The organism is Bacillus sp. AFS098217 (genome assembly GCF_002551815.1).
Classification (GTDB): Bacteria; Bacillota; Bacilli; order Bacillales; family Bacillaceae_G; genus Bacillus_A.
In genome coordinates this window covers 105468-128954 of record NZ_NVPR01000019.1, presented here as the reverse complement: position 1 = coordinate 128954, position 23487 = coordinate 105468, and the positions used below count along the sequence as shown (strand labels likewise).

At 34.0% G+C, this 23487-nt stretch carries 18 protein-coding genes and 1 pseudogene; 12 read left to right on the top strand and 7 right to left on the bottom strand.

Annotated features, from left to right (window positions below):
- The 6 genes and pseudogenes from COO03_RS05210 to COO03_RS05185 form a co-directional block, all read right to left on the bottom strand.
- Nucleotides 1-1659 (bottom strand): annotated as a pseudogene (locus COO03_RS05210) (DNA translocase FtsK); the annotation flags it as partial.
- 16 nt (nt 1660-1675) lie between these two features.
- The gene (locus COO03_RS05205) at nt 1676-2083 is read right to left on the bottom strand and encodes a hypothetical protein (protein WP_097895686.1); all 408 of its coding nucleotides are present in this window, start codon (nt 2081-2083) and stop codon (nt 1676-1678) included.
- A 187-nt stretch (nt 2084-2270) separates the two neighbouring features.
- Nucleotides 2271-3566: a replication-relaxation family protein gene (locus COO03_RS05200; protein ID WP_097895684.1), complete on the bottom strand. Its 1296-nt coding sequence runs from the start codon at nt 3564-3566 to the stop codon at nt 2271-2273.
- Between the two features lie 442 nt (nt 3567-4008).
- Nucleotides 4009-5316, bottom strand: coding sequence for a plasmid replication protein RepX (locus tag COO03_RS05195; RefSeq protein ID WP_097895682.1), 1308 nt, complete (start codon nt 5314-5316; stop codon nt 4009-4011).
- Between the two features lie 27 nt (nt 5317-5343).
- Nucleotides 5344-5676, bottom strand: a complete 333-nt coding sequence (locus COO03_RS05190) for a cell division protein FtsZ (protein WP_179863009.1) — start codon at nt 5674-5676, stop codon at nt 5344-5346.
- A 445-nt stretch (nt 5677-6121) separates the two neighbouring features.
- Complete coding sequence (locus COO03_RS05185; RefSeq protein WP_097895678.1) at nt 6122-6670, bottom strand: MerR family transcriptional regulator; 549 nt, start codon at nt 6668-6670, stop codon at nt 6122-6124.
- 2655 nt (nt 6671-9325) lie between these two features.
- Between COO03_RS05185 and COO03_RS05180 the strand changes: the two genes are divergently transcribed.
- The 8 genes from COO03_RS05180 (at nt 9326) to COO03_RS26875 (ending at nt 18701) form a co-directional block, all read left to right on the top strand.
- Nucleotides 9326-10543: a hypothetical protein gene (locus COO03_RS05180; protein WP_257132032.1), complete on the top strand. Its 1218-nt coding sequence runs from the start codon at nt 9326-9328 to the stop codon at nt 10541-10543.
- Between the two features lie 363 nt (nt 10544-10906).
- Entirely contained in the window at nt 10907-11854 is a 948-nt protein-coding gene (locus tag COO03_RS05175) for a hypothetical protein (protein ID WP_097895677.1), read from the top strand.
- Nucleotides 11855-11887: 33 nt separating this feature from the next.
- The gene (locus COO03_RS05170) at nt 11888-13375 is read left to right on the top strand and encodes a hypothetical protein (protein WP_097895675.1); all 1488 of its coding nucleotides are present in this window, start codon (nt 11888-11890) and stop codon (nt 13373-13375) included.
- A gap of 18 nt (nt 13376-13393) precedes the next feature.
- On the top strand, nt 13394-13843 hold the full coding sequence (locus tag COO03_RS05165) for a hypothetical protein (protein WP_097895673.1): 450 nt from the start codon (nt 13394-13396) through the stop codon (nt 13841-13843).
- Nucleotides 13844-13884: 41 nt separating this feature from the next.
- A complete protein-coding gene (locus COO03_RS05160) occupies nt 13885-14280 on the top strand; it encodes a DUF4320 family protein (protein ID WP_097895671.1) in 396 nt (131 codons plus the stop codon).
- A 272-nt stretch (nt 14281-14552) separates the two neighbouring features.
- Nucleotides 14553-15860, top strand: coding sequence for an S-layer homology domain-containing protein (locus COO03_RS05155; protein WP_097895669.1), 1308 nt, complete (start codon nt 14553-14555; stop codon nt 15858-15860).
- 153 nt (nt 15861-16013) lie between these two features.
- The gene (locus COO03_RS05150) at nt 16014-18374 is read left to right on the top strand and encodes a hypothetical protein (protein WP_097895667.1); all 2361 of its coding nucleotides are present in this window, start codon (nt 16014-16016) and stop codon (nt 18372-18374) included.
- 165 nt (nt 18375-18539) lie between these two features.
- Nucleotides 18540-18701 (top strand): hypothetical protein, encoded by a 162-nt coding sequence (locus tag COO03_RS26875; protein WP_179863007.1) that lies wholly within the window; start codon nt 18540-18542, stop codon nt 18699-18701.
- A 179-nt stretch (nt 18702-18880) separates the two neighbouring features.
- Here COO03_RS26875 and COO03_RS26870 read toward each other — a convergent pair whose 3' ends face one another.
- On the bottom strand, nt 18881-19033 hold the full coding sequence (locus COO03_RS26870; RefSeq protein ID WP_179863006.1) for a hypothetical protein: 153 nt from the start codon (nt 19031-19033) through the stop codon (nt 18881-18883).
- A gap of 372 nt (nt 19034-19405) precedes the next feature.
- Between COO03_RS26870 and cpaB the strand changes: the two genes are divergently transcribed.
- The 4 genes from cpaB to COO03_RS05130 are packed head-to-tail and all read left to right on the top strand — an operon-like array spanning nt 19406 to nt 23486.
- Nucleotides 19406-20266, top strand: a complete 861-nt coding sequence (gene cpaB / locus COO03_RS05145; protein WP_097895703.1) for a Flp pilus assembly protein CpaB — start codon at nt 19406-19408, stop codon at nt 20264-20266.
- Between the two features lie 18 nt (nt 20267-20284).
- A complete protein-coding gene (locus tag COO03_RS05140) occupies nt 20285-21118 on the top strand; it encodes a tyrosine-protein kinase family protein (RefSeq protein ID WP_097895664.1) in 834 nt (277 codons plus the stop codon).
- Between the two features lie 18 nt (nt 21119-21136).
- Complete coding sequence (locus tag COO03_RS05135; protein ID WP_097895663.1) at nt 21137-22561, top strand: CpaF family protein; 1425 nt, start codon at nt 21137-21139, stop codon at nt 22559-22561.
- Entirely contained in the window at nt 22554-23486 is a 933-nt protein-coding gene (locus COO03_RS05130; protein WP_097895661.1) for a hypothetical protein, read from the top strand. Before COO03_RS05135 ends, COO03_RS05130 begins: the two co-directional genes overlap by 8 nt.
- The last annotated feature ends 1 nt before the right edge of the window (nt 23487 follow it).

Sequence of the window (23487 nt, the reverse complement as noted above, 5' to 3'; positions counted from 1 at the left end):
AGAACTTGGCATACCATAATCCGGGAACTCATCTATTACCAAGTGGTGATACGGTGATACGTTTGGCTCACGACGGAATACAGCATTCTGCATACTAAGCAGTACAAATTTCCCTAGAACATTAGATAGGTCTGCAAGCTCCCCTTTTGCTGTATTAACTAATAAAATACCACCTTGCTCCAAATGGATATCAAAGTCGAAATCTGATTTACCAAATAGAACTCTTCGTATTAATACGTTCGATGCAAGGTCTTTCAAGATATTTCGTAACCCTTTTACATATTCTTCTTCTCGGTCATAGTGCATCGGTTGCGTCCGATATTTACCTGTTTTATAAACAGCAGGTTCACCTTGGTTATCTAATTTTTCCCGAATGGTATTGTCAAACCACTCATCTATCCCTTTTATAATTTTATATTCATTCTTTTGGTCACGTGTAGCAGCTCCACTCTGCACAAAATCATGCAGCTTCTCTACTTGTACCTTCAGGAGTACATGCATTCGATGTACTCGTTCAACGTCATCATACATTTGTATGAGGTCATCAAAGGTCACGTCTTTTTGCGGGTTATGCAGCTTAAGTAGATAGATATGTTGCTTCAAATGGTTACGTTGTGCCTGCTCAAAGAATGCGTTATTAGATTCAGATAGACCTTGTATAACCATCGCAAATACCTCAGCTACTTTGTCCACTGGTCCCCGCAAGATATTAATATTTTTCGTGTCGGGATTCGTTGGATCAATATAGTAAACGGAACTTTCAGGAATCTGGTGTGCCTGCACTAATTTAAATACCTTTTGGCACAAGTCATTACTCGGTTCAATGACTGTAACACCATTTAAAAAGGTTCCTTTCACTTCTTCTGAATTGTAATCTTTTTTCTTATAGGCTTTTTCAAATTGATTGATAAAACGAACCATCCAGTGTAAATCTTGATTAATCATCGGGATAATCAAACTAGCTGTTTTACCGGAACCAATTGGACCCACGATAATTCCATTTAACGTTCTATCTTTCCCTTTGATTCGAACCATTTCTTTATGTTCAATATGGGGACCAATTTCTACATCTGGATAAACCTGTTCTTCTTGGCTATTAAACCACTTTTGTAATCTTTGATTTTTATATTCATATTTTTTTATCCAATCCAAAATTTCATTTCGATATCGAACGATATGACCGCTATACCATAAAGTGAACAATATCATAAATGCTGTTGGTAAAAATACAAAGATTAGGGTTAATGTATGAAAGTTACCAGCTAATACTTCCCCGATTGCTTTATACTCCCCGAAATTCACATATGCTGCTTTTTCAGAAAGATATGGGATAACCTTCGCATGAATCGGGGCAGTTGCAAACCACAAAAAATGAACATCAACTGCAATATGTGAAGCAATTAAAAGAATGAGCTTCCCATTCTTTACATGTAAGTTAGGAATACGACTGTAAAAACGAAAACTAAGATCACCTAATACTAAAGAGAAAAACATGAGTACTAGTGGTACATATGTAATCTCTATCGTGTGTGTTGGTGGCTCAAAAGCATAATATAGCAGCTTTATATAATTCACTAACCCTACAACAAACGAAATAATAAACCCACAAATAAGTGTGATGGTTACAAGTAATGGTATTTTCCTTTTGAATGTATCCATTTAACGCACCTGCCCTCTAGAGGAATAATTGGGCTTTTTGATGTAATGTAAATCGGTTATGTATTTCAGGCTTAAACTTTTCTTTTGCTTTTTCTAAGAAAAACTCAGCGGCAGCTTCTGTTTGCTTTAGGTATAAATCAATACTAGCTTTTGAGCATAGCTGTTCATATTCATCTGCGGGTAGTACCGCTAAATTAATTTCAATCTTTTTATTTTGTGCTGTTTCAATTAATACGTTATACCAGTAGAAATTTGGTTTGCTAGGGATTTTAATATCTTGTAAAGAAACACTAAATGTTGCGCCCTCCTCTGTAATATGTTCCAACACTAATTCTGGATTAGCTAATGCCTGCCTAATGGGAATAAGTACTTCCTTTTCTTGTGTTGCAGCAGTTTCAATAATTGTTGAGATTTCTAGATTCATAATGTTTTTCCACCTTTCTCCAAATAAAAAAAGGCAAGCGACACCCACTGTAAAACAGCGTGTGTCGCTTGCCTTTTAATTATATGTTCTGATTTGATTTTGTTTTATTATATGTTCAATCGATATCATAGCACCTTTAAAATTAAAAATCAATATAAATTAATTGCGGGATTATGAAATTAAGTTATTAATAGAGTTCTTTCTTTTTTCTTTTCCTTGGATATTGGCTATTAGCAGCACGTACCATGATGTTTTCATCAGTGTCGATATTTACACTTTCATTCCCTGTAGAGAGTAATAAAACATTATCATACGTGTCCATGAGAAGTATATCCCTATTTTTCTCTCTCTTAGGATAGATCACTACGAGAGGAATTGCAGTATCCCCCTCCCTTCTAGAAAACACCACATCATCTAATCTAGCAATTGCTCGATATTCATTTTCATGCCCGAAAATGAAGAAGAAGTCTTGTATGACATCCTTATCTCTTCTATATGCTCGGCGCAGACCACCATCAATGAGTTCTTTAAATGTCTGTACCTTTTCAACAAATGCATAACGCCAGTCAGCATCTCCTACTGTACGCTTTGACAAAGGAAGTAAAATATTTTGTTCAAAATACTCTTTTCCAAAATAATCATCTGCACCTAGTAAGAAATCAGAAATCACATTTCCCGCTTCATGTAAAGAACATACATATACTCTTAAATTCTGTATAGACATAAGCTGTTCGTGGTACGTCCTTAAAGCAAATAGTAAATTTTTCATTCTACCATATGGAGGTTTCACATCTTTTGAACCATACATGGATTGGTCAAATAAAACAAATACTAAAGCAATGTCTTCGTTTGACTGCCTAGCGTACTCTATATATTTTGCAGTCTTCTCTATTAAGATACCATGTGTTTCAGTCAACATATCCATTTCAATATACACTTGTTTTTCTTTGTAAGATATAAATTCATCTGGAACAAAATCAAATTTATGCTCTTTAATAGATACATTGTTTTGAATAAAAAATGAACGTACATCAACGTATTTCAATAATGATTGTTCCTGTGTTTTTTGAGAAACCTGGAGCAATGTCTGAGTCAATATTTCTCTTGAACACATTGTATGATTAGACAACTTATCTATATGTACTTCGCGTGTAGAAGCGTTTTGTGGTATTCGCCCCTTTTCTTGTAAAAATTGAATCGCCGATTCTTTTAATGAAAAGACAGCTCTTTTTGTAACACTTCCCTCAATTTTATCTATCTTTCTAGTTAACAGTCCGCCATATTGACAATACCTTTTTAACTTCTTGAATATATCTCCTTCTTTACACGATACCCCTCGAATTGCACTATAGAGCATAGTCATTTGTCTAGTTGTTAAATAACGTTTGTAATACAAAATCGTTAGTACATACATATCCTCCTCTTTAAGAAAGAAGGATTGTTTAGTACCACCTCGATTATATTTATAAGATTTCTTGTTCATTTTATTCACACCCATTCACCACAGTTATTCAGTAAAAATAACATATTATACTATTTAAAACATAACATATTTCAATTTGATATTTCTACTTCATTTCTAAAATGAATTTCATCGCTTAAGGCTAGTAAGTCTGCTACATAGAAATTGGGATTTGTTTTTCTATCTCGATGAGTTTCAATGTACTGATACTTAGGGGTTTTTGAAAGGTACAATTTGTCCCTCCGAAAGGACAATTACAGAAGGACAAAAAATTCATAATGGTCGAACCTAATAAAAATTGTCCCTCCATAGGGACAAAAATGTCAGGTATTTTATAATACTAAATATCAATTTCTCTATTCACAGTTTATGAATTAACTATTTAGCCCTTATAAGAATCTTTTTAGAATTTCTAACAAAAAAAGAAGGCCATTTCCGACCTTCTTCCTACATGAATCTATTATTAGAATGTTAGTTTCTTTTTCGTTGGTTGCTCTTCTTCTGTAGTTGTTACTTCTGGTTCTGCACCAAAATTAAGTTTTTTCTTTTTAGGTTTATCATCTTCTGTTGAATCATCAAATGCAAATAGTTTATTCAATACAGCATTAGATTTTTTTGAATTTGCTTGTTCACGTTCTTCTTTAATTCTAGTGATTTCATCAATGATGTCACTTACACGTTTTGGTAACGGCAATCCAGCGACAACAGAATAGAATCGAACCATATCTTCTTCTTTGTTTCTAGTGTTTTTATTTACATAAGGAGCAACCGGGCGTTCGTCAACGTAAGGTGTTCTCTCTTTCAGGAATTTTTCGATTTGATTTAAGAAAGAGAAATTGTATAAACGCTCTGCTCGTAATTGCGATGTAACAATAGATAGAGCGCTTTTTTTAGCGCCTTCAAGCTCTTCTTTTTCAGTGTCATATAGTACGCCTTTTTCTAGGGCATTACCTAATTGGGTTAAATAACCTAGTGGATTCTCAGTATCTAATTGATTTGATTTTAGTTCTAATTTCGCTAGTGATAATACACCAGGAGTATTGATCACTTGTGCAAATTCACTTGCATCAAAATGTGTATCTGAAAATGGTGTGAAAGATGAAGTTACCAAGTTAATTTCATGCAGAGCATCTGCAATATATCTGTTGCTGTAGCTAGTATACTCACTTGCAAGTGCACTTGGATTTTCTTCTTCGAATTTTTTATATAATTTTGCATTATCAATTAACACGATTGAACCGAATGCTTCTTGATTCATAGCTATTTTACGGATACGTGAAGTGGCATTTTCTAATACTTTTAACGCTTCTGCATCACGCGGTAAGGTAAGTAATAAGCCAAAATTGTATTCATGCTCATAAAGCATTTCAATCGCTTTTAGTAATGCGCCAGTACCTGTACCTCCACCTAGTCCACATGTAATCCAAATGAAGTCACGATCTTCGAATTCTTGTTTAATTGCTTCAAAAATCTTTTGTTCATGTTTAACAAATGCTTCTTCTCCAACTTGAGGATTACGAGCAGCACCTTGTTCATATCCTTCCAATTGGATTGTTTTAATGTTTCCAGTGTTTTTAATATCAATTTTATTAAAATCTTGGCTGTTAGTATTAACTAAAATAGCACGATACGGGTATTTATTGTTTTTAATTTGAGTTTCTTTATTAGCGCATTCTGCTGCGATCGCGCAACCACCCATTCCTAATCCTAGAAATCCAAATTTCAAACTAATATTTCCTTGGCTTTCAATCGCTGAAAAGTTACCTGCCATATGTAAGTCCTCCTCTATAAATAACTGTTAATTTGTATTTTTAGCACGTTTTTCAAGTTCTGTAATTATAACTAGTCCTAATTTACTCACTTCATAAATTCGAACCCTACCTAATTGTTTAAAAGTAATTAAACCTGCGCCTTCTAGTCGAGCTGTCATAATGTCAAGTGAATATCTAGATGGAAGTTTCTCACCTTCATACACACCATCATTATCTAATTGGAACTCTTTATGATATTTATTGATGCATTTCCAGAGTCCTTCTTTATGCATAGCACCTTCTGCATATAATACGCGTAAGGCCCAAACACCATCATTTAAGGTATCACATAGAATATCAATAATTTCTTGCGTACTCATAGTTATATTTGACACTAAATGTTCACCACCTTTTTGTACAAATGTGAATCTTATGTATCAATACTGATTTTAGAAAATAATAAATAAAAATCATTCCGAAATATTAGCAGGATATTGTTCGGTAATAATTACGGAAGTATTTAATATAATAACTATAATACATAAAGGTATATTAATCAATACCTTTATGTATCAAGGGTTTAAAGTTTCCGAAACATATTCGGCTTAATAAGCGCAATATGTTTCGGAAGTATATCATGTCTGTTGTTCAGCATATAGTTATGGGGATGTTTCCGAAATGTAGTATTGCAGTATTTATTCCACTAGTGATTCTATTTATATTCGTTGATTGAAACTTATTCTTATGAAAAATGGACAAAAAAAGTAGCAAGTCTATTAAATGACTTGCTACTTTTTATTTCTGATCCTAAGCACCGTTCAAAGATTACTTCCCGAATAATTTCTGGAATATAGATTTCTTAGAATCAGATTCAACTCTTTCTTGTCTTTCTTTTCTTTTTTCTTGAATTAATGTTTCAATGAGATCCTGGTTTCTTCGTTCTACTATTTGTTGTAGCTGCTCTTTTTCTAATTTCAAGTCCTGCATTTGACGAACCATTTCTACTTGTAATTTAATACTTTGGTCTAATTTTTCATTTAAATCTTGTATTAATTCTGTCTGGAGTTCAACCTTTTTTTCTAGGTTTGTTCTAACTTGATGTTCTTCAGCTGCGAGCGGCAAATCCTCACCATTTAGCCAAGCGCGAACTCTTTTATAACTCCAATTCTGTTCCTGTATCTTTTTCTTAATAGAGATGAACAAATTTATATCTTCTTCGGTATATCGTCGATGATTACCTGGAGTTCTACCAATCTGTAAGTTGAATTCTTCCTCATAGACCCTCAATAAGTCGTTAGAAAGCCCCGTTAGCTCCGCGACTTCCTTCATTTTATACTCTTTGATTTCTTCTTGCACTTCGTTATTATCACTCATGCCAAGACCTCCCTGCAAATAACGATTGAACTTAGAATACCCACGTTCCATATTATATTCTACATTGGATTCATATTTTCATTGTATATCAAACTCTAACATAGAAAAAATAGAAAATCTCAATATATTTTACTTTTATTATGAATTCCAAATGCAATATCTTTCAGTGGAATTTACGGATGTTTTCTCATTTCTAAGATTATTTCTATGTTCTGTATTTATACTAAAACGACAGTCTGTAAGTTAGAATAAGAAAAATATCGAAGAACGTTGTTTTATCAAGGGTTTAACGTAAGTTAGAATAAACTTCATCTAATTTTTATTCCACATTTGCTAATTATCAATAACTCAAATGCGTCCAAGTTTTATTCGAAGAATCTATTTTTAGGTCAAAAAAGAAAAATATATCTATTTTTAAAAAAATCCGCTGGGCACGGATTCTATTCTTGTAGGAACAAACGCATTATAACTATACGTATTAGTAGAATATTAAAAGTACTGCCAATAGCATCGTTTTTTATACAAGGAATTCTTAATTTTATATAGATTGACTTCAATTCTTTAAATTAATTATTGAACATCTAGTAATCATAGTAACTTAGAACTTTTTTATGTTTATCCACTATTAATTAATCAGAAAAACATAACCTAGAATAAAATGAATTGCCGAAAAACTTGATATAGCAAGCTTTCTATCAATATTAGAAGCTACTTTTTCTAATTTAAATTCTATATTCATTTATTAATACTATCCCATAGTTTTCTATGTTCAACCCAAACAATTCAATGTTTCCTTAATAGATCCAGTATTCATATTGACATTCCCACGACTAAAGTCTCAAGCCCTAATCCTTATGGTTTAATGGGTGGGATTCTTGAAGGACTAAGCGTTCGCAGTCCATTTCTGTTATAAACTATTATAAGTATTGCCGATAACATCATTTTTTATGCAAAAAGTTATCAGTTTAATATAAATTGACCTTAATTCTTTAAACCAATTATTGAACGTCTAATAATCATAGTGACTTAGATTTTTTTAATGTTTATGACTATTAATTAATTAGAAAAACATAACCTAGAATAAAATGAATTGCTGAGAAGCCTGCTATAGCAAGCATTCTATCAATATTAGAATCTACTTTTTCTAATTTGAATTCTATATTTGTTGATTAATAATATCCCGTACTTTTCTATTTCCATCCCAAACAATTCATTGTTTCTTTAATAGATCCAGTAATCATAGTATAGCTCTTTCTGTAATGTAACTATTTTTACCCTACACATAAAGTGAATAATTACTGTTAGTTATTTAAAAACATATTATTAACGAATTTGAATTAATTTGGAGCGGCTTAGAGTATCCAAATTAGTTAATCGCTTCAAAAGATAGAATATATATTGAAGTGATATCTTTGTTTCGTTCTAAGTTTTGTCTCTATAATCCATATCATGTTTAATAATCCAGAATAGATGAAATGCAATCAAACACTTATATATCAAGCTTTAAAAGAATCTAGAATAGAGTTTTACTAATTTCCGTTCTAGTTTTAAGTGATTACATTAGTTTCGAATAGTTCTAAGTTTATTTTAAGGAAGTCCATTTGCAGCCTAAAATAAAAAGTGGATTTTATATAAAGCTATCATTCATATATCATTAAATGCTCTCATTTGAAAATATAACTATGAAACTTTTTCACAAGCTCTATAAATTAGCGTATGAAGGGCTTGAGGTTATTGGTTTTTGCTTTTTGCTTTTTGCTTTTTGCTTAATATTATGACTTAATGGTTTCATGAATAGCTATATTTTAGGACGATATAGCTGGTATCGGTAAAGTTAGAATAAAGATTTACTATATTTCATTCTAACTTCTTTGTAATTCAACTTAGACTACGCTTTATTTGTATATCTAAGTTTTTCTCTTAATTATATTTCTACATTTATAATAAGTTGGAATTGGTTTTTTGTTAATAAACGTTGATATATAGGGTTTTTAATGGAAATTAGAACTAAAATATTCTATAATATATTCTAACTTCATTATTTATGTGATTCTCAGAAATATTTGATGTTTATCGGAAGGGATGAACAATTGTGTTTTAAAACCTAGAATGCATTAATGATTAATAGGTTGGAGGGAATTTGTCTTATATATTCGTTTTTTATCACTATATCAAAAAATATGGATTTTAAAAAAATCGGCTTGCAACTATAAAAAATTAAATATATTATAACTTTAACAAGAATTTATATTTCTATTTATTTCACAAACTACAAAAAAATATATAAAAAGCAAAAAAAAGGTTCATCAGCTTAATGAAATAACGCCAACTATTTCATTGCGGTTCACTGTACCAATTATCTCCTTTTTCCACTAAGTTTTGCTATCATAAAAAGAGTAGGTAAATAAATTGCAAATGTAAATGTGAATTATATATAAATTTAAACAAATAAAAAAACCCCGAGGGAATTTTCAAAGGTTCACGTAAGTTTAGCCGCCTACAAAACCGATGAAAATTAGAACACGAGGTTTGTTTTCACATATTTAATTGCTATCTTTATGATAGCATAAACTACAAAAAATGTGAATAACAATCCTCTAATTTCCTATACCCATTTTTTGTGCGGGCGGGGTGGAAAATGGAGGATTTTTTAGTATGTCAAATTTAACGGAAGTAATGGAAGAACAAGAAGTTAGAGAGTTGCAACGCATAGTAATTAAAGAAGAATTAGTTGCATTAACAGGAAAGCATTTCGATGCAGCACTATTAAACAATTTAATTTTTTGGGCTGGTATTACAGAAAAAATGGACAACAATCTTAAATTGCAGATTAAACAATTGGAAGCTCGGAAAACTAAACAATCTGTAATCGATAAAAAGAAAAAGAACATCCGAAATGGCTGGTTTTATAAAACTGGTGATGAGCTTTTAGTTGAAATATTGAATTGGGGAAGTGCTTCTACAATTAGCCGAGCGATTAATAATTTTGCAAAACAAGGATGGGTTGAAAAAGGAAACAATCCTGATCCAACAAAAAAGTGGGATAGAACAACGTGGTATAAAATAAACCTTACAAAAATTGCATCTGACTTACATGAACTTGGTTATGCATTAGAAGGTTATACTCTAGCTCAAAAATCAGAAGAAAATAATAAAGAAATTGTGGAAGAAAAAACAACAAAACATGACCTGAAACAAGAAGAAACCGTGTCATCATGCATTTTGCAAAATGAAATATGCATTTTGCAAAATGAAATATGCATCTTGCACAGTGAAAAATCCATCTTGCACAATGACGAAACAATACCAGAAGGTTTACTTCAGAAAGATACTTCATTATTTATTTTTGAAGAAGAAGAAGAAAATGATACTGTTAGTATCTCCGAATCTACAATTCTTGATTTAATGAATCAAAAGATTCAAGAACGAGAAATAACTAATAAAAAAACTATTAAGGCAATTCTTGATGTTGCAGCAAAATGTAAAGCAATTGGAACTACTGATTTAGTTGCTGCTGAAAACTATGTCATCAAAGTAGTTGAAGAAAAGATGTCTAAACTTGGTCAAAAACAGAAAGTTGTACGAGGGAAAACACAAATAGTTAGTCCTAATATTGTGCGTAAAGAACAACTTCCAAAATGGATGAAAGACCGAGATCAAGAAGAACAACAAAATTCTGCTACAGATGAAATGGATGAATCAAAACTTGAAGAACTCAAAAAACATGTACTGAAAATCGCTGAAAATACAAATATGACTGTGGATGTTTCAGTTATAACTCTAGAAAACTATAAAGTTTCTGGGACTTATTTAAACATGGGATTTGATTATCACGATATGATGGAAATTTTTTCAAATCATAAAGATAAATAGGAATCAAGGGTGAGTATACTTAGATGTTTGGTGATTATTAAAGTGCCAGTGTACTGATTTTTTGAAATTAAACCATTTGTATAGAGAAAGTGAAGGGCGAAAATCAAGCACCCAAAGAGACGACAATAACAAATATTCCCACAGAAGAAGATTTGATATGTATATTTGCATATCTTTTAATATACGCTTGACTTTTTTTATTAGTAACGATAATCTTGTACATGAACATAAGTTGTTTAAAGAAATATACAAATTAATAAATACAAAATCTTTGCTCTACGGACACACCGACGGCACATTACCTGCCATCGGTGTGTCTTTTTTTGTTTATTTATCCAAAAACGAAAGGAAGTCTGCAAAACTATGAATGAAATTGTGAAAGTAAGTAAAGAAAGATTCGCAAAGTATTGTGAAGGGAATCCGAAGTTTGAGAAACGGATTAGTACCCTAATTAATCACTATTTTTTATTACTTGGCAATCAAGCCAATATTCTACAGCAAAGGGAATTTAATAACGAAGTAGAAGAAGAAAGGTTCAAGAAAGATGTGAAACGTTTTGAAACTTTGTTCCCAGCTGCGGCAAAACACGCATTTTTAAAAGGATATCAATTGTGTTTGGAATTTTTAAACCATCCAGACACACAGATTTCAGATAGTTTATACGAAGATCCAAACTTCACTAAAGAATTGCCTTATGCAATCGATAACGCCAGTCAATTTGATTTATATGAATTGATTCGTACAGATGAGACACAAGAATTTAGTGTATTTGCGGTACGAACATACGAGGGGATTCGTCCATTGATGGAACAAATATTCCGCGAAATAGCATTAACAGGGGCTGAATTAGCATTTGAGCATGAAAGAATGGAAAAAGGATTTGAACTAAAACCGAGCATTATCACATCACTTGCAAAAGTACCAGTGGATCGATTTTTTGAAATTACACCATCGGTAAATGGTGTTGTTGTGCAAACGGAAGAGAACAGTGAAATCTGGAACTTATTTTGGAACAGTAAGACGACAATTGATAATCCATTTATAGAAATTGCCCAAGTTATAGTTGTTTATAAAGAGAAAACGGAAATCCAGAAATGCATAGAAGAGAACGTATTATATTACAGATGTCTATTTGAAAATGTGCCTTTAGAGGAGATTCAAGACCGTTTGGAAATTCGTGTGAAATATAATTTGAGTGATGCTGCACCTCGTGCTTTATCAGGAGTAGAAATCGAGTACTTGTTGACTGAAATCATTCAGAGCATACATAAAAACGCGAACATCCCACTTGAAAATATGATCTTACTCTAAGGTGCAAACACTTATGTGAAAGGAGGAGGCTCTATGGTGAAAAAAATAGTATTGGCCATAAGCGATACTACATATGCTGCTTATCTACGTGAAGACTTTTTAGCAGCAGGATTTGAGGTATCTGATAGTGATGTCATGCATATTAAATACCTGGACGAAATATTGGATAACGAACAACCAGATATTTTATGTATTAATGACAAACGATTTAATATCGATGCAGGGAATGAAGATAAAAGAGAATTAATCATCCTTCAAAAATTACGTGATATCCGTTTTAACCGAAATATCCGTATCGTTGTGTTTACAGAACGTGAAAATAATGATGAGTTTTTGGCGAAGCTTATTTATCTAGGAATCTATGATATTTTCAATTCTCGTAAAATTGATCTCGATAATAAGGTGATTCCTCAGCTGCTGCAAGAGTCTGATATAAAAAATGTGGCTGAAATTGTGGGAGAGAATCAAGCACCCAAAGGGCCGACAATACCAAATATTTCTGCAGAAGACGAAAAGGAATCCGATAGTGTTCCAGAAGAAGATGAAATAGGTAATATAGCTTCTAGTACAAAGGTCACTAAAAAGAAGGTTGCTGCTAAACAGGAGGAAAAAGTAAAGGAGCCTGTTATCAAAAAGCAATATAAGTTATCGTTCGAGCCTGTATATGAGAAACAAGTGGGTATTGCAATTCCTAGAAAGACAATAGTAGTTGCGAGTATGAATAAGCGAAGCGGTGCTACGTTTGTTTCACACTTATTAGCTGCCTACATTAGTGAGCTGGCAATAGACGTAAATTATATGGAGAATTTATATGATGAGGGGTACACCTATCCGTTATTAAAGGGATATACGCATGCTCCTGAAAACTATAGAAGTGAATTTATGCTGCATCGCCTTAAAGACATGTTGCAGAAAGAAACGGATATATTGTCTATCCCGAAATGGAAACAAGGCAAAATAAATCTGATTGTGAAAAATCCAATTGTGGATAAGGAATGTGTTACAGAAACGGAAAATGACTTTGATCACTTTATTAAAGTCATGCTAGCTAACCAAGATGCTCCTGTAACCATCATTGATGCGGGGAATGATTGGGATAAGAATTTTTATCAGGATGTATGTCAAATGGCAGATTATATATTTTTTGTAGCTGAACCAGACCTGCACCAAATGTTGAAAATTGCTCATCCTCTTCAGCCGAAAGAACGGAAATTAATCGGATACTTATCCCTTGATAAAACGTTTGTCATTGGGAACAGGTTCTCGCAGTCTCTAGTAAAACATGAAGTAATTGAGGAGTGCTTTGGTGAAAAACTAGTAGCAACTATTCCTGCATATCCAACAGAAGATGTTTTTGAAGCGCACCTAAGTAGCAGTACATTGTTGTCTAGTCGGAATTATCATAAAGAACTAGAAAACATATTAAAGAAAATAACAGAGTTGTTATTACCAAAAGAACTGTTGAATCAAAAGAAAAATTCCATTTTGAGCGGATTTCGATTCCGAAAAACAACGAATTAATGAAGGAGGGAGTTTTGGATGCATAAATTTATCGTGACAGCAGCTTCTGCATTGTTATTTTGTATCTGTATCTTTTTTGTAATGGATATGGTTATAGGAGATACCACACATACAGATAATAGAGCTTCTTTAGATCGTAGTGGAAAGACAGCTATTTCGAAAGCTGTTAATGTAGGCACATTACGTGCAGAAGAAGAGATTGCAGTAAATCCTGAGAAAGCAAAAGAAGAATTTGACAAAGCCTATAAGGAAAATACTGCATTTCGCGATCCAGCAGCAAAACGTGACTATAATATCCATGTTACGAACGGGAAACCAGCCATGATTGCTGTTGAAGGTGATGTAGAGGCAGGGAGTTATTTGAAAACGTTTAGTGAGCAAAAAGGGAGCATTAAAAGTAAATCGCGTAATGATGTCATTTACGAGGCGGTATCAGGGACTAAGCGAATTGGCGGGAATGTAAAATGATTTGTAACCAAATAAATTTGTAAGGTGGTGCAGAAAAGAACATGCAAAATACAATTACAACCGCATTATTATTAACGTTATCGTTACTGTTTATTTGCTTGATTCCTGAGGGGGTCTTATATGGTATACAGATGGTAAAAGCTCATGATTTTGCTACTAGTACAGTAGAACTTGCAGAGAAAAAAGGTGGATTTCAATATACTTATAACGGAAAAACGGTGGATTTAATCCCGAAAATCGAGAAAAGAATGAAAGAAGAGAAAATGGAAGGTTGGAAATTTGAATACACAAAAGGGCGTGTAGACCATAATCAGCCACTTTCATTCAAGTTGAAGGCTGAATACAAAATCCACATCTTTGAATTAATAGGAGCAGACGCCATTAAAGTACCTATTTGGGCGAATCGAGATGGTGTTGGACAAGTTTATTTTAAATAAAGTAGATGACATTTCCCTTAACTTTTTCTAAAAAATCTATACATTGTATAGGTTTTTTGTTTAGCAGAATCTTTTTTTGATATTTTTTTAGAAAAACACTTTACAAGCCTAGTTTTAAATGGTAATATTTTCCATATAGAACAGCGGCGTTTTAAAGTTTCTAAAGCGCAATTAAATTTAGTTATTAATATGTTAAACTATCTAGATGTAATTGGTAGTTTAGGTAAAATATAAGAATCTACTAAAATAGAACATACAATGGAGGAATAAACATGACGAACAAATTACTAAAAACAGCAACAGCATTAACAATTGCAGGTACAGCACTATTTGGAGCAGGGAACTTTTCTGCTAAAGCGGCGGATACTACAGATTCTCTAAAATTTAACGATGTGCCAGCGGATCATTGGTCTGCCAAAGCGATTACAGATTTAGCGAATAAAAAGATTGTAGAAGGATATGGAAACGGTGTATTTGGCTTCGGTGATGATGTGACACGTGAGCAAGTAGCTGCCCTAATGTTCCGTTACTTCAAACCAGAAGTGAAAAATGATTATAAAAACCCTTATAATGATGTAAGTGAAAAAACAACAATGTTCCCTAAAGAAATTCTTGCTTTAACAGAAATGGGAATCTTCACAGGGGATGAAAAAGGGAACTTTAGACCGAAGGATTCATTAACTCGTGAGGAAATGGCACAAGTATTAACAAAAGCATTTAAGCTTCAGGTGAAAGCTGATCACACATTCAAGGATGTGGATGCAGATTCATGGGCTAAAAATGCAATTAGTGCTTTACAATCCAATGCTGTTACTATTGGTACAGGAGATAATATGTTCCAACCTAAGCTTGTAGTAAGCCGTGAGCAATACTCACAATTCTTATTTAATGCAATTACGAAAACAACAGAGAAACCAACTGAAAAACCAGATGCTGGAACAAAAGAACCAGAGAAACCAGCTGAAAAACCAGATGGTGGAACAACACAGCCAGAGAAGCCAACTGAAAAACCAGATGCTGGAACAAAAGAGCCAGAGAAACCAGCTGAAAAACCAGATGGTGGAACAACACAACCAGAAAAGCCAGCAGAGAAACCTGAACAAAAACCTGAACCTACTTTACCAGCAGGATTAGATAAAAATCTTGCGCAAGAGAAGTTTGACTATAATCCGGAAGCTTTAAAGAATCCAGAGATACAGAAACAATTATCTCCGGAAGCACAAAACATTTTAAGAGAAGTTAACAATAAATATAATACAAACCTAAAATATGATAATCTTCGAGGGGGAGTACATATAGTAGATAAAGATATGTATCTTCCAGCGGGTAGCATTGGAGCACAGTTTGTTGCATTAGGTGGGGAAAACAACTTTAAACTTTTGTTCTTGGATAATAATCCTGCAACTGTAGAGTTAACTAAAAAGTGGACTACATTTTTAAGTGGATTGAATTTGGATAAAGAAATTCAAGAAACGATTGATGAACAAAAGATTAATAACTATGAAAAGGATAATTTTAAAATCCGTGTTGGTCACTCTACAGCAGATCATACAATGTATGTAGAAGTTGAACCTAAATAATAGATTTAGTGTTGTTTTAGCTTAAAAATTGTGATAGCATTAAATTATCATATAAAAATAAATAACATTAATTAAACATACGTGAAGGACACACCTTACGTACCATTCCAACGGTACAGGTGTGTCCTTTTTTATGTTTTAGGAGGGGAAAAATTGAAAATAAAAAGAAAAGCGTTATTATTATGTACCTCTATTTTATTAGCGTTACCTACAGTAGCAGATGCAAAAAATGTTGATGTTCCATTTTTTAATGGAGACACAGATACATTTCTAACATCGGGTGAGTTACAAATGCCTGGTAAATATTATCGTCCAGGTAGTGGCTATACTCCACCTGGACAAGGTGAGCCAGGAAGTCTCTATTACACTGCAGATATTCATTATCCGGCCGTGTACAATGGTTCTTTTAATTACGGTAACCCGCGGGAAAATTTAGTGCAAGAAGCAGATGGAAGTGAACCCTATATTCGGATTTCTAACGAAGGATATTTAAATAGCGATGTGCCCCAAGGGGACCGTTTAGTTACAGAAGTTGAGCGAATGAATGCTTCTATTATTGCTGATAAATATTGGGGAAACCCTCAATTTGTTTTAAAGAATATGACTAAGCATAAGATTTTTACATTTGAGAGTTCTAGAAATTTAGGTACTTTTTACTGGATTCGTGACGTCGCCTATCTGTCAGGTGGATATGCAGGAGCTGGTGGTGTAGAGGGTGTAAACAGATACAGTTTGTGGTATGTACGTACGAGCAAACCAGAAATAAAGGGATTTAAGGCTTCTACTAGTGGTGCAAAAGACCAGCCTGTTACTTTCAATTTCGATGGTTTTGAGTATGTATCTAAGGAAAAAGGATATAAAGATAGGGATTTTTCTGATAATACGGTAAATCCATATCAATCGATTGCGGGTGAACGTAACCGTGTTAAGTGGATGTTAGATATCACGAAAGATGGAGAAAATGTAAATCATCAAGAGGATTATATTCGTTCGAAACCCCAAAAAGATGGAGATAAGCCAAACGAGGGGGATCCTGGTTATTTTAGTAAGGAAAGTATAAAATGGCAACCTCAAATGTGTGGTCGATATACAGCGAAATTAAAGGTTGTGGATGGTGTACAGCGTACATCGAACGAGAAAACAGTAAACTTTAATGTAGATGGAAAATGTGACTCGAAAGTTCCTCCTAATCCGGACGAAAGACCATATCGATATAATATCGATTTATCGGCTGACCGTATTGAAGGAACGACAGCAAAAAAAGGCACTAAAGTACAAACACGTGTAGATGTATCACGAGCTTCATATAAAAAAGAACGCGATGAATTTAGGGAAATCTTTAAGGGGAACATTAAAAAGTACCAGCAAGAAGTAGATGCTCTCACGCCAGAATATGAAAACGCTGAATCTAGTCTTAGAACTTGTCGCCGAGACCCGGTTCGTGAAATAGATTCTGAAGGCAATGTACACTTGAGAGACAGGGATTGCTCTTGGGATGAAGATAATTTAGACAGAATTAAGAGTAAATTAGAGAAGGCGAAAGAAAAATTAAAGGAATATAAGGGAAAACTAAACAGATTGCAAGAGGAAGAGGAGAAATATTCCATTATACAAACCACTGTTGTGCTGCGTCATAACGGTAAAAAAGTAGCAGAGCAAAAAGTTACTTTAACAGAAGAGATGAGAAAAACTCTATATTTTGATTGGACATATCTAGGAAAAGGAAAATTAGAAGCGGAGATAAATCCACTTGGAGATAGGTTATTAGACATACCAGAAGTTACGTACGACAATAACCTTATTAAAACAACAGTTGCTGAGCCGACAGAAGAAAGCGCACCATGTGGAGTAACAAGCGTAAAGGGTGTTGTGCAAACAGTAACCACAAGGGTTTCTGAAAAAGAAACGACAACTCAAACATACTACGAGTATCTAAACGGAAACATAGATAATTTGCTCCCTTCTAAATTCCGTTCTGGTTACGGATTCACATATGAGATAAATGGAAAATACAGAAATGAATGGGACCCAAGTTATAAAGGAGTTTTTACAGAAGCGACTGCTAAATACCCATTTGCGGATCAAGGTTTACAAACAACACAAACTCTGGATCAAGCCGAGTTTACAGGATTAACAGCGAAATACTTGCCTAAAAATATGTATCTTAGTGAATACACGGGACATGTCTTTGATACTAAGAAACCTACTAAATCGCCGCTTTGGGATGGACAAGAAAAAATAATCGACGGCAAGCGTAAATGGTATGCACCGATGAAACAAAAAGACGGTGTGTATACATTCAATGTTGAAACGAAGCCTTCTGGCGTAAATCAGATGAGTCTCTGCATGTCTAAACAAGTAGAAGTACAAGGTGTTGCGTACGATGACTTTGTACGACGAAGTGTTTTACCGGATGACCCATTTCCGGCAGGAGAACCAGGCTGGAACTGGAAAGGAAAAGAGCAGATTATAAAAGATACGATAGACTGGTTCTATATGAAAAATGGGAAATAAGAATATGAATTGTGCGTTTTGCTATTATGTGAAGCGATATATATTGTATAATAGGATAAATGAATTAACTAAATATCCAGTATAACTAGTAGCTTAATGGACAAACCAACGGCACACTCCTTAATAGGGGTGTGCCTTTTTTTGTCTAGAAAGGGGATAATGAAAATGAATAAGAAGAAAAAGAAAAGTATAATACGCATGATTTGTATTAGCGTCCTAGCAATGATTGTATCTGTATATATTGGGAGCAAATTTGAGGATCAAAACGGGAAAAGATATGCACCTGCAAAATATTTCGACGCAGGAACGAAGCTAGTTTCATTTTAGAAGTTTTGTTATATTTTTATCGAATATAGTCAAAGGATTTCAAATGACATATACTATAGTGCATGTTATAATGTGTGTAGAAGTATTAGACATAGTTTTTTCGTATACACTAATAAAGACGAGATGCTCTAACATCTCGTCTATGTAACTGCTGTCATAAGGATGGCGGTTTTCATAAATTATTTTCTTTTACGAAGTCCATTCTTATGCTTTGGTCGGCGCGGAATGGACTTTTTGTTATCCTCTAAAAAGTTCTTTTTGTAGGTATGCGCAGAGATTTCACGTAAAATCCCCTTCGCAATTTCCTTCAAAAACTCAAAGATATCATCCATATGTTTCACCTCCTTCCATTCCAAAATGGAAAGAAGGAGAAAACCGTCCACCCTTACGCCTATATGTTACATTAATAATATTATATCATAATTCTAGTAGTATGAATAGCTTAAAACCCTTGATATGACAACGTTTTTGAGGGTTTTTGTTGGTAGAATAATTAGGCGGAATAGAAAAAGAAATACATTTTTTTCGATTAAATATTGACATTATTCACCGTATATCGTAATGTAGATATTGTAATATAAAAAAGAGCAAATCCAACATTTTAATATAGACTTTGAACAAGCTAAAAGGACACACCTAAGGCGGAGACGCCACCGGTGTGTCCTTTTTTTGTGTTTAAAGCTAGGAAAGGGATGAAATACACATTGAAACCATCTAAATTTCAAAAGAAAAAGATTGTAGCGGTGGGTTTAGCTGCCGCTACTGTAGCTGGTATTTACGGCTATAACTATTATTCCGTTGAGAAAGCGGTTAAGCCAACTAAAATCGTATTGGCAGCGGGGGACATTCCAGCCCATACAGAAATAAAAGATGAAATGCTTGTTGAACGTACAATACCTGGTGACGCAATTCCGCCCAATGCATTAACTGTCAAAAAGAGCGATGTCATTGGGAAATGGACGACAGACGGACAACCAGTTACAAAAAATAGTTATTTATTCAAAGATAAAGTAGTGAAGAAAGAAGAATTACCGGATTCAGCAATTTTGAATTTAAAGAGCGGTGAAGTTGCTTTTCCGTTGTTAGTTGATATCGAAACAAGTTCAGGGAATAGTATCATTCCTGATACTTACGTAGATTTATATTTTAAGCAAACAGTAAAAAATGGTGACAATGAAAAGGTTGTATTCGGTGGGCTATTCCAGCGTGTACGAGTAACTGCTGCAAAAGATGCTAATACAGAAGATGCATTCAAAGAGGATAAGAAAGACGAAAAGAAAGAAAAGGATCCAAATCAAAAGCCAAAGGTAACACGTCTGTATACATTAGCTGTTACGCCTGAACAGTTACAATACTTAAACCGTGCAAAATCTATTGGAGATGTTGTGCCGGTCGCAGTAGGGAAAAAGGAAGAAGCGAAGAGAAAAGATGTACAACTTGCAAACGACTTTTCTGTAATATCCGATCAAAAGAATATCTTAGAATACATCGAAAAAAATTCAGCTAATCCAATTCCAGATAACGTGAAGGAATATGTAGCGCAGCACTATGGGCAAGAGAAATAAGAAAGGAGAGTGCGGAAGATGGAAGACAAACAAGTGAAGATCATAGCGTTTTATGCAACAAATGAGAATGTAGGAAAAAGTACAGTAAGTATTGCGATGGCAAGTGAATTAGCGAATTTGGGCAAAAAGGTTTTATATGTGGAGGCAGACCAAGTAAGACCTAGTTTTTCGATTGTGACGGGATTACATCACGATAGTAAAAACATGCTAGAACTAGTAAAGAAAGAAAATGATTATAACATCTTACACTATATCTGTACAAAACAAGATTTGGCCGTGCAGAAAGTATCACCTAAAGTTCTACAAAAGCTACATGATAATTTGAGTTTTCTTACATTTCCTGCGGGATATCATCAACAAGATTTCCCAAAAATTAAAAGCAAGGAAATGTTCGTTAAAACATTTATGGAATCCCTTATGAATGCCCCTTATGATTATGTCATTTTGTCGGTACCAAATGAATTATCTGAGATATTAAGTTATCCAATCTTACATCAAGCGGATGTGGTTATTAACATTTTAAATAGCAACCCACGCGGTGCATTAGCATTACAAAAAGAATTGAGGATGCTAGAAGAAGCAAAGCTTACTGTACCGCATATGTTCCACGTACTAAATATGGGAGATGAAAATTTTGCTGGAGACATAGAAAACCTGTCCCTTCAAAATATCTCTATTACCATTCCGTATGACCAAGATCGTTCGAGTTACGAATGGGCAATGCAAATCGGTTCGCCTCTTATTAATGAAAGAGTGCATTCTATTATGGATGTTGCAGGATTAAATATTTCTAAAGCGCAATTAGGAGCACAAACAGGACAAACAAGAAGAGGACTATTTGGTTTTCGGTAAGGGAGGGGAATGCTAGATATGTGGAGCTATATAGAAGCAAAACAAACATTAATAAAACGTAACCGAGTGGACCTCTATCATTTTGGTTATATGCTTCTCTCCAAATCAGTCCGTCGTTTGGGAGAAACTACTACAAAATTAATTAAGAATTATACAACAGAAATACGGGCTTATTTGGTGAAAGATCATCGGGCTATGTTAAGCGAATCGTTTATGAATAAGGATAAGCGTGCAGCAGTAGAAACAGTCATAAAAAGCTATCTTTTAAACAACCAACTTGTAGTACCAGATGTACCAGCGAATGAATTACTAGATATTATATGTGACGACATTGTAGGATTCGGCATCATTCAATCCCTTATAGATGATGAAGGTGTAACGGATATTTATATAAATGGTACAAAAGAGATTAAATACGAGAAGATGGGCGAAGGTGCGAATACATTTGCTGTTCGATTTGAAACGGAAGAAGAAGTAAAATCACTAGCTTATAAAATCGTAAATAGTACTTCTGAATCATTGAATACAGCAAAACCGTATGTAGATTGTGTATTCCCGTATATTCGTTTCAACATTGCATTAGATGAAATCGCAGGCTTAGGTACAACAATTACCATACGTAAAAATGCAAATCATTTACGTGCTTCCGAAGAACGTATGTTATCTACAAATCAAGCAACAAAAGAAATGCTAGATCTTTTAGGTGCAGCTGTAAAAGCAAAAATGAATATATTAATAGCTGGTTCCGTAGGTACTGGTAAAACGGAGTTTATAAAGTATTTGGCTTCACACATTCCTAAGGATGATAGGACGCTTGTAGTAGAAGACAACCCAGAACTATACCTACACCGTGTTTTTCCAGAACATCATTTTGTTCCAATGGAGTGTCGATCATCTGAGGTAGAAGAAAATGCAATTGGTTACGACAGGCTATTAACAAATGCGTTGCGTCAAGGTATGAAACGATTAATCGTTGGTGAATCGCGTGGTAAGGAAGCATTACAAACGGTTAACCTTTTTCAAACAGGTCATCCAGGCTCTACATCTATTCATGCCAGAAGTGCAAGAGAAGCATTCAAGCGACTCATGCTTATGTGCTTACAAAGTGGAGCAAGAATGGATGCGGAGGAGATATATGATTTACTCGCACAAACTTTTGACCTTGTTATATTCCTTGAAAAGAAAGAAGACTCTGAACGCTATATAACCCAAATGGTTGAAGTAGGGGATTACATAGATGGACAAATTCAATTTAATCAACTTTCTCAGTTTTATAAAACACATGAAGAAAGAAATGAAGTTGGGAAAATAGTAAAAATACATGGGAAACACGTAACAGAATCAAAAATGTCAGAAGCTATGGCAAAGGTATTTAAAGAGTCCACGGTTGACTTAGCATTATATCAACATTATCTCCCAGAGGAGGATATAAAACATGCATAATTTATTCGCATATGGTTGTATCGCTCTTGTATTCATATGCGTATTTCTACTCGCCTTGCTTTTTACAAAGTCAAAAGGTTCTGCGCTTTCGCAATTTGTAAAAGAGAACGAGGAAGATAAAAGACGTATAGAAGTACGTCATATAAGTGGAGTGCGAAAATATTTTCCACGTTCTGTGATACAAGAAGCAAATAAATACGAATGGAAGCTAACGAAGAGTATGTATTGGGCATATACCATTTCCTCTGGTGCTGTGATTGCTGGAATTGTCTATTTTAGCTTTGGTAAAGATCCTTTCACATTGATTTCTATTCTATGTGGATTCATTATTCCAAGGTTAATGGTGTATCGAAGAAAGAAACGTTATTACTTAATTGTTGTAGACCGTCTTTCTATCTATATGAAAGCTGTTGCGAATGCTTTGCAGATTAGTAATAACCCTAAAGTGGTGTTACATCAAGTGAAGTCGATGATGCATGAAAGTATTCAAGAGGAAATAGAAAAGGTCACATTGCTATTAGAGGGTGGGACAACCATGCATCGTGCATTTAAAGGCTTTAATGACACATTCCACTTTAGGGAACTCATTTTCTTTCATGAAATGTTAGAAGTATGTAACCGTGAAGGTGGTTCAAATTCAGTTCAAGTATTGCTAGATATTGCAGAAGATTTCGAAAAACAGAAGGTGTATTTGGCAAGATTACGTTCCAGTTTGTCACAAGCCCAACGAGCTTTTCTACAGAACTGTTTAATAGTCATTGCGATTCCAATTATTATCATGTTGATGTCGAAACAGGCGTATGGCTTCTTAGCTGGTTCTTTGGTAGGAAAGATTGCAATTACAGTTAATATGCTCATTTTATTTATAGTCGCAACGAGAGTAGAAAAAATCGCAAATTACAATCCGACAGAAAGGGGGAAATAGA

Excerpts from the sequence above, each read along its gene's own strand:
- COO03_RS05185 (WP_097895678.1), bottom strand. The coding sequence starts at position 6,670 with ATGAGTGATAATAACGAAGTGCAAGAAGAAATCAAAGAGTATAAAATG.
- COO03_RS05155 (WP_097895669.1), top strand. The coding sequence starts at position 14,553 with ATGACGAACAAATTACTAAAAACAGCAACAGCATTAACAATTGCAGGT.
- COO03_RS05180 (WP_257132032.1), top strand. The coding sequence starts at position 9,326 with ATGTCAAATTTAACGGAAGTAATGGAAGAACAAGAAGTTAGAGAGTTG.
- COO03_RS05130 (WP_097895661.1), top strand. The coding sequence starts at position 22,554 with ATGCATAATTTATTCGCATATGGTTGTATCGCTCTTGTATTCATATGC.
- COO03_RS05135 (WP_097895663.1), top strand. The coding sequence starts at position 21,137 with ATGTGGAGCTATATAGAAGCAAAACAAACATTAATAAAACGTAACCGA.
- COO03_RS05205 (WP_097895686.1), bottom strand. The coding sequence starts at position 2,083 with ATGAATCTAGAAATCTCAACAATTATTGAAACTGCTGCAACACAAGAA.
- COO03_RS05170 (WP_097895675.1), top strand. The coding sequence starts at position 11,888 with ATGGTGAAAAAAATAGTATTGGCCATAAGCGATACTACATATGCTGCT.
- COO03_RS05160 (WP_097895671.1), top strand. The coding sequence starts at position 13,885 with ATGCAAAATACAATTACAACCGCATTATTATTAACGTTATCGTTACTG.
- COO03_RS26870 (WP_179863006.1), bottom strand. The coding sequence starts at position 19,033 with ATGGATGATATCTTTGAGTTTTTGAAGGAAATTGCGAAGGGGATTTTA.
- COO03_RS05190 (WP_179863009.1), bottom strand. The coding sequence starts at position 5,676 with ATGAGTACGCAAGAAATTATTGATATTCTATGTGATACCTTAAATGAT.
- COO03_RS05200 (WP_097895684.1), bottom strand. The coding sequence starts at position 3,566 with ATGAACAAGAAATCTTATAAATATAATCGAGGTGGTACTAAACAATCC.
- COO03_RS05165 (WP_097895673.1), top strand. The coding sequence starts at position 13,394 with ATGCATAAATTTATCGTGACAGCAGCTTCTGCATTGTTATTTTGTATC.
- COO03_RS05195 (WP_097895682.1), bottom strand. The coding sequence starts at position 5,316 with ATGGCAGGTAACTTTTCAGCGATTGAAAGCCAAGGAAATATTAGTTTG.
- COO03_RS26875 (WP_179863007.1), top strand. The coding sequence starts at position 18,540 with ATGAATAAGAAGAAAAAGAAAAGTATAATACGCATGATTTGTATTAGC.
- COO03_RS05175 (WP_097895677.1), top strand. The coding sequence starts at position 10,907 with ATGAATGAAATTGTGAAAGTAAGTAAAGAAAGATTCGCAAAGTATTGT.
- COO03_RS05140 (WP_097895664.1), top strand. The coding sequence starts at position 20,285 with ATGGAAGACAAACAAGTGAAGATCATAGCGTTTTATGCAACAAATGAG.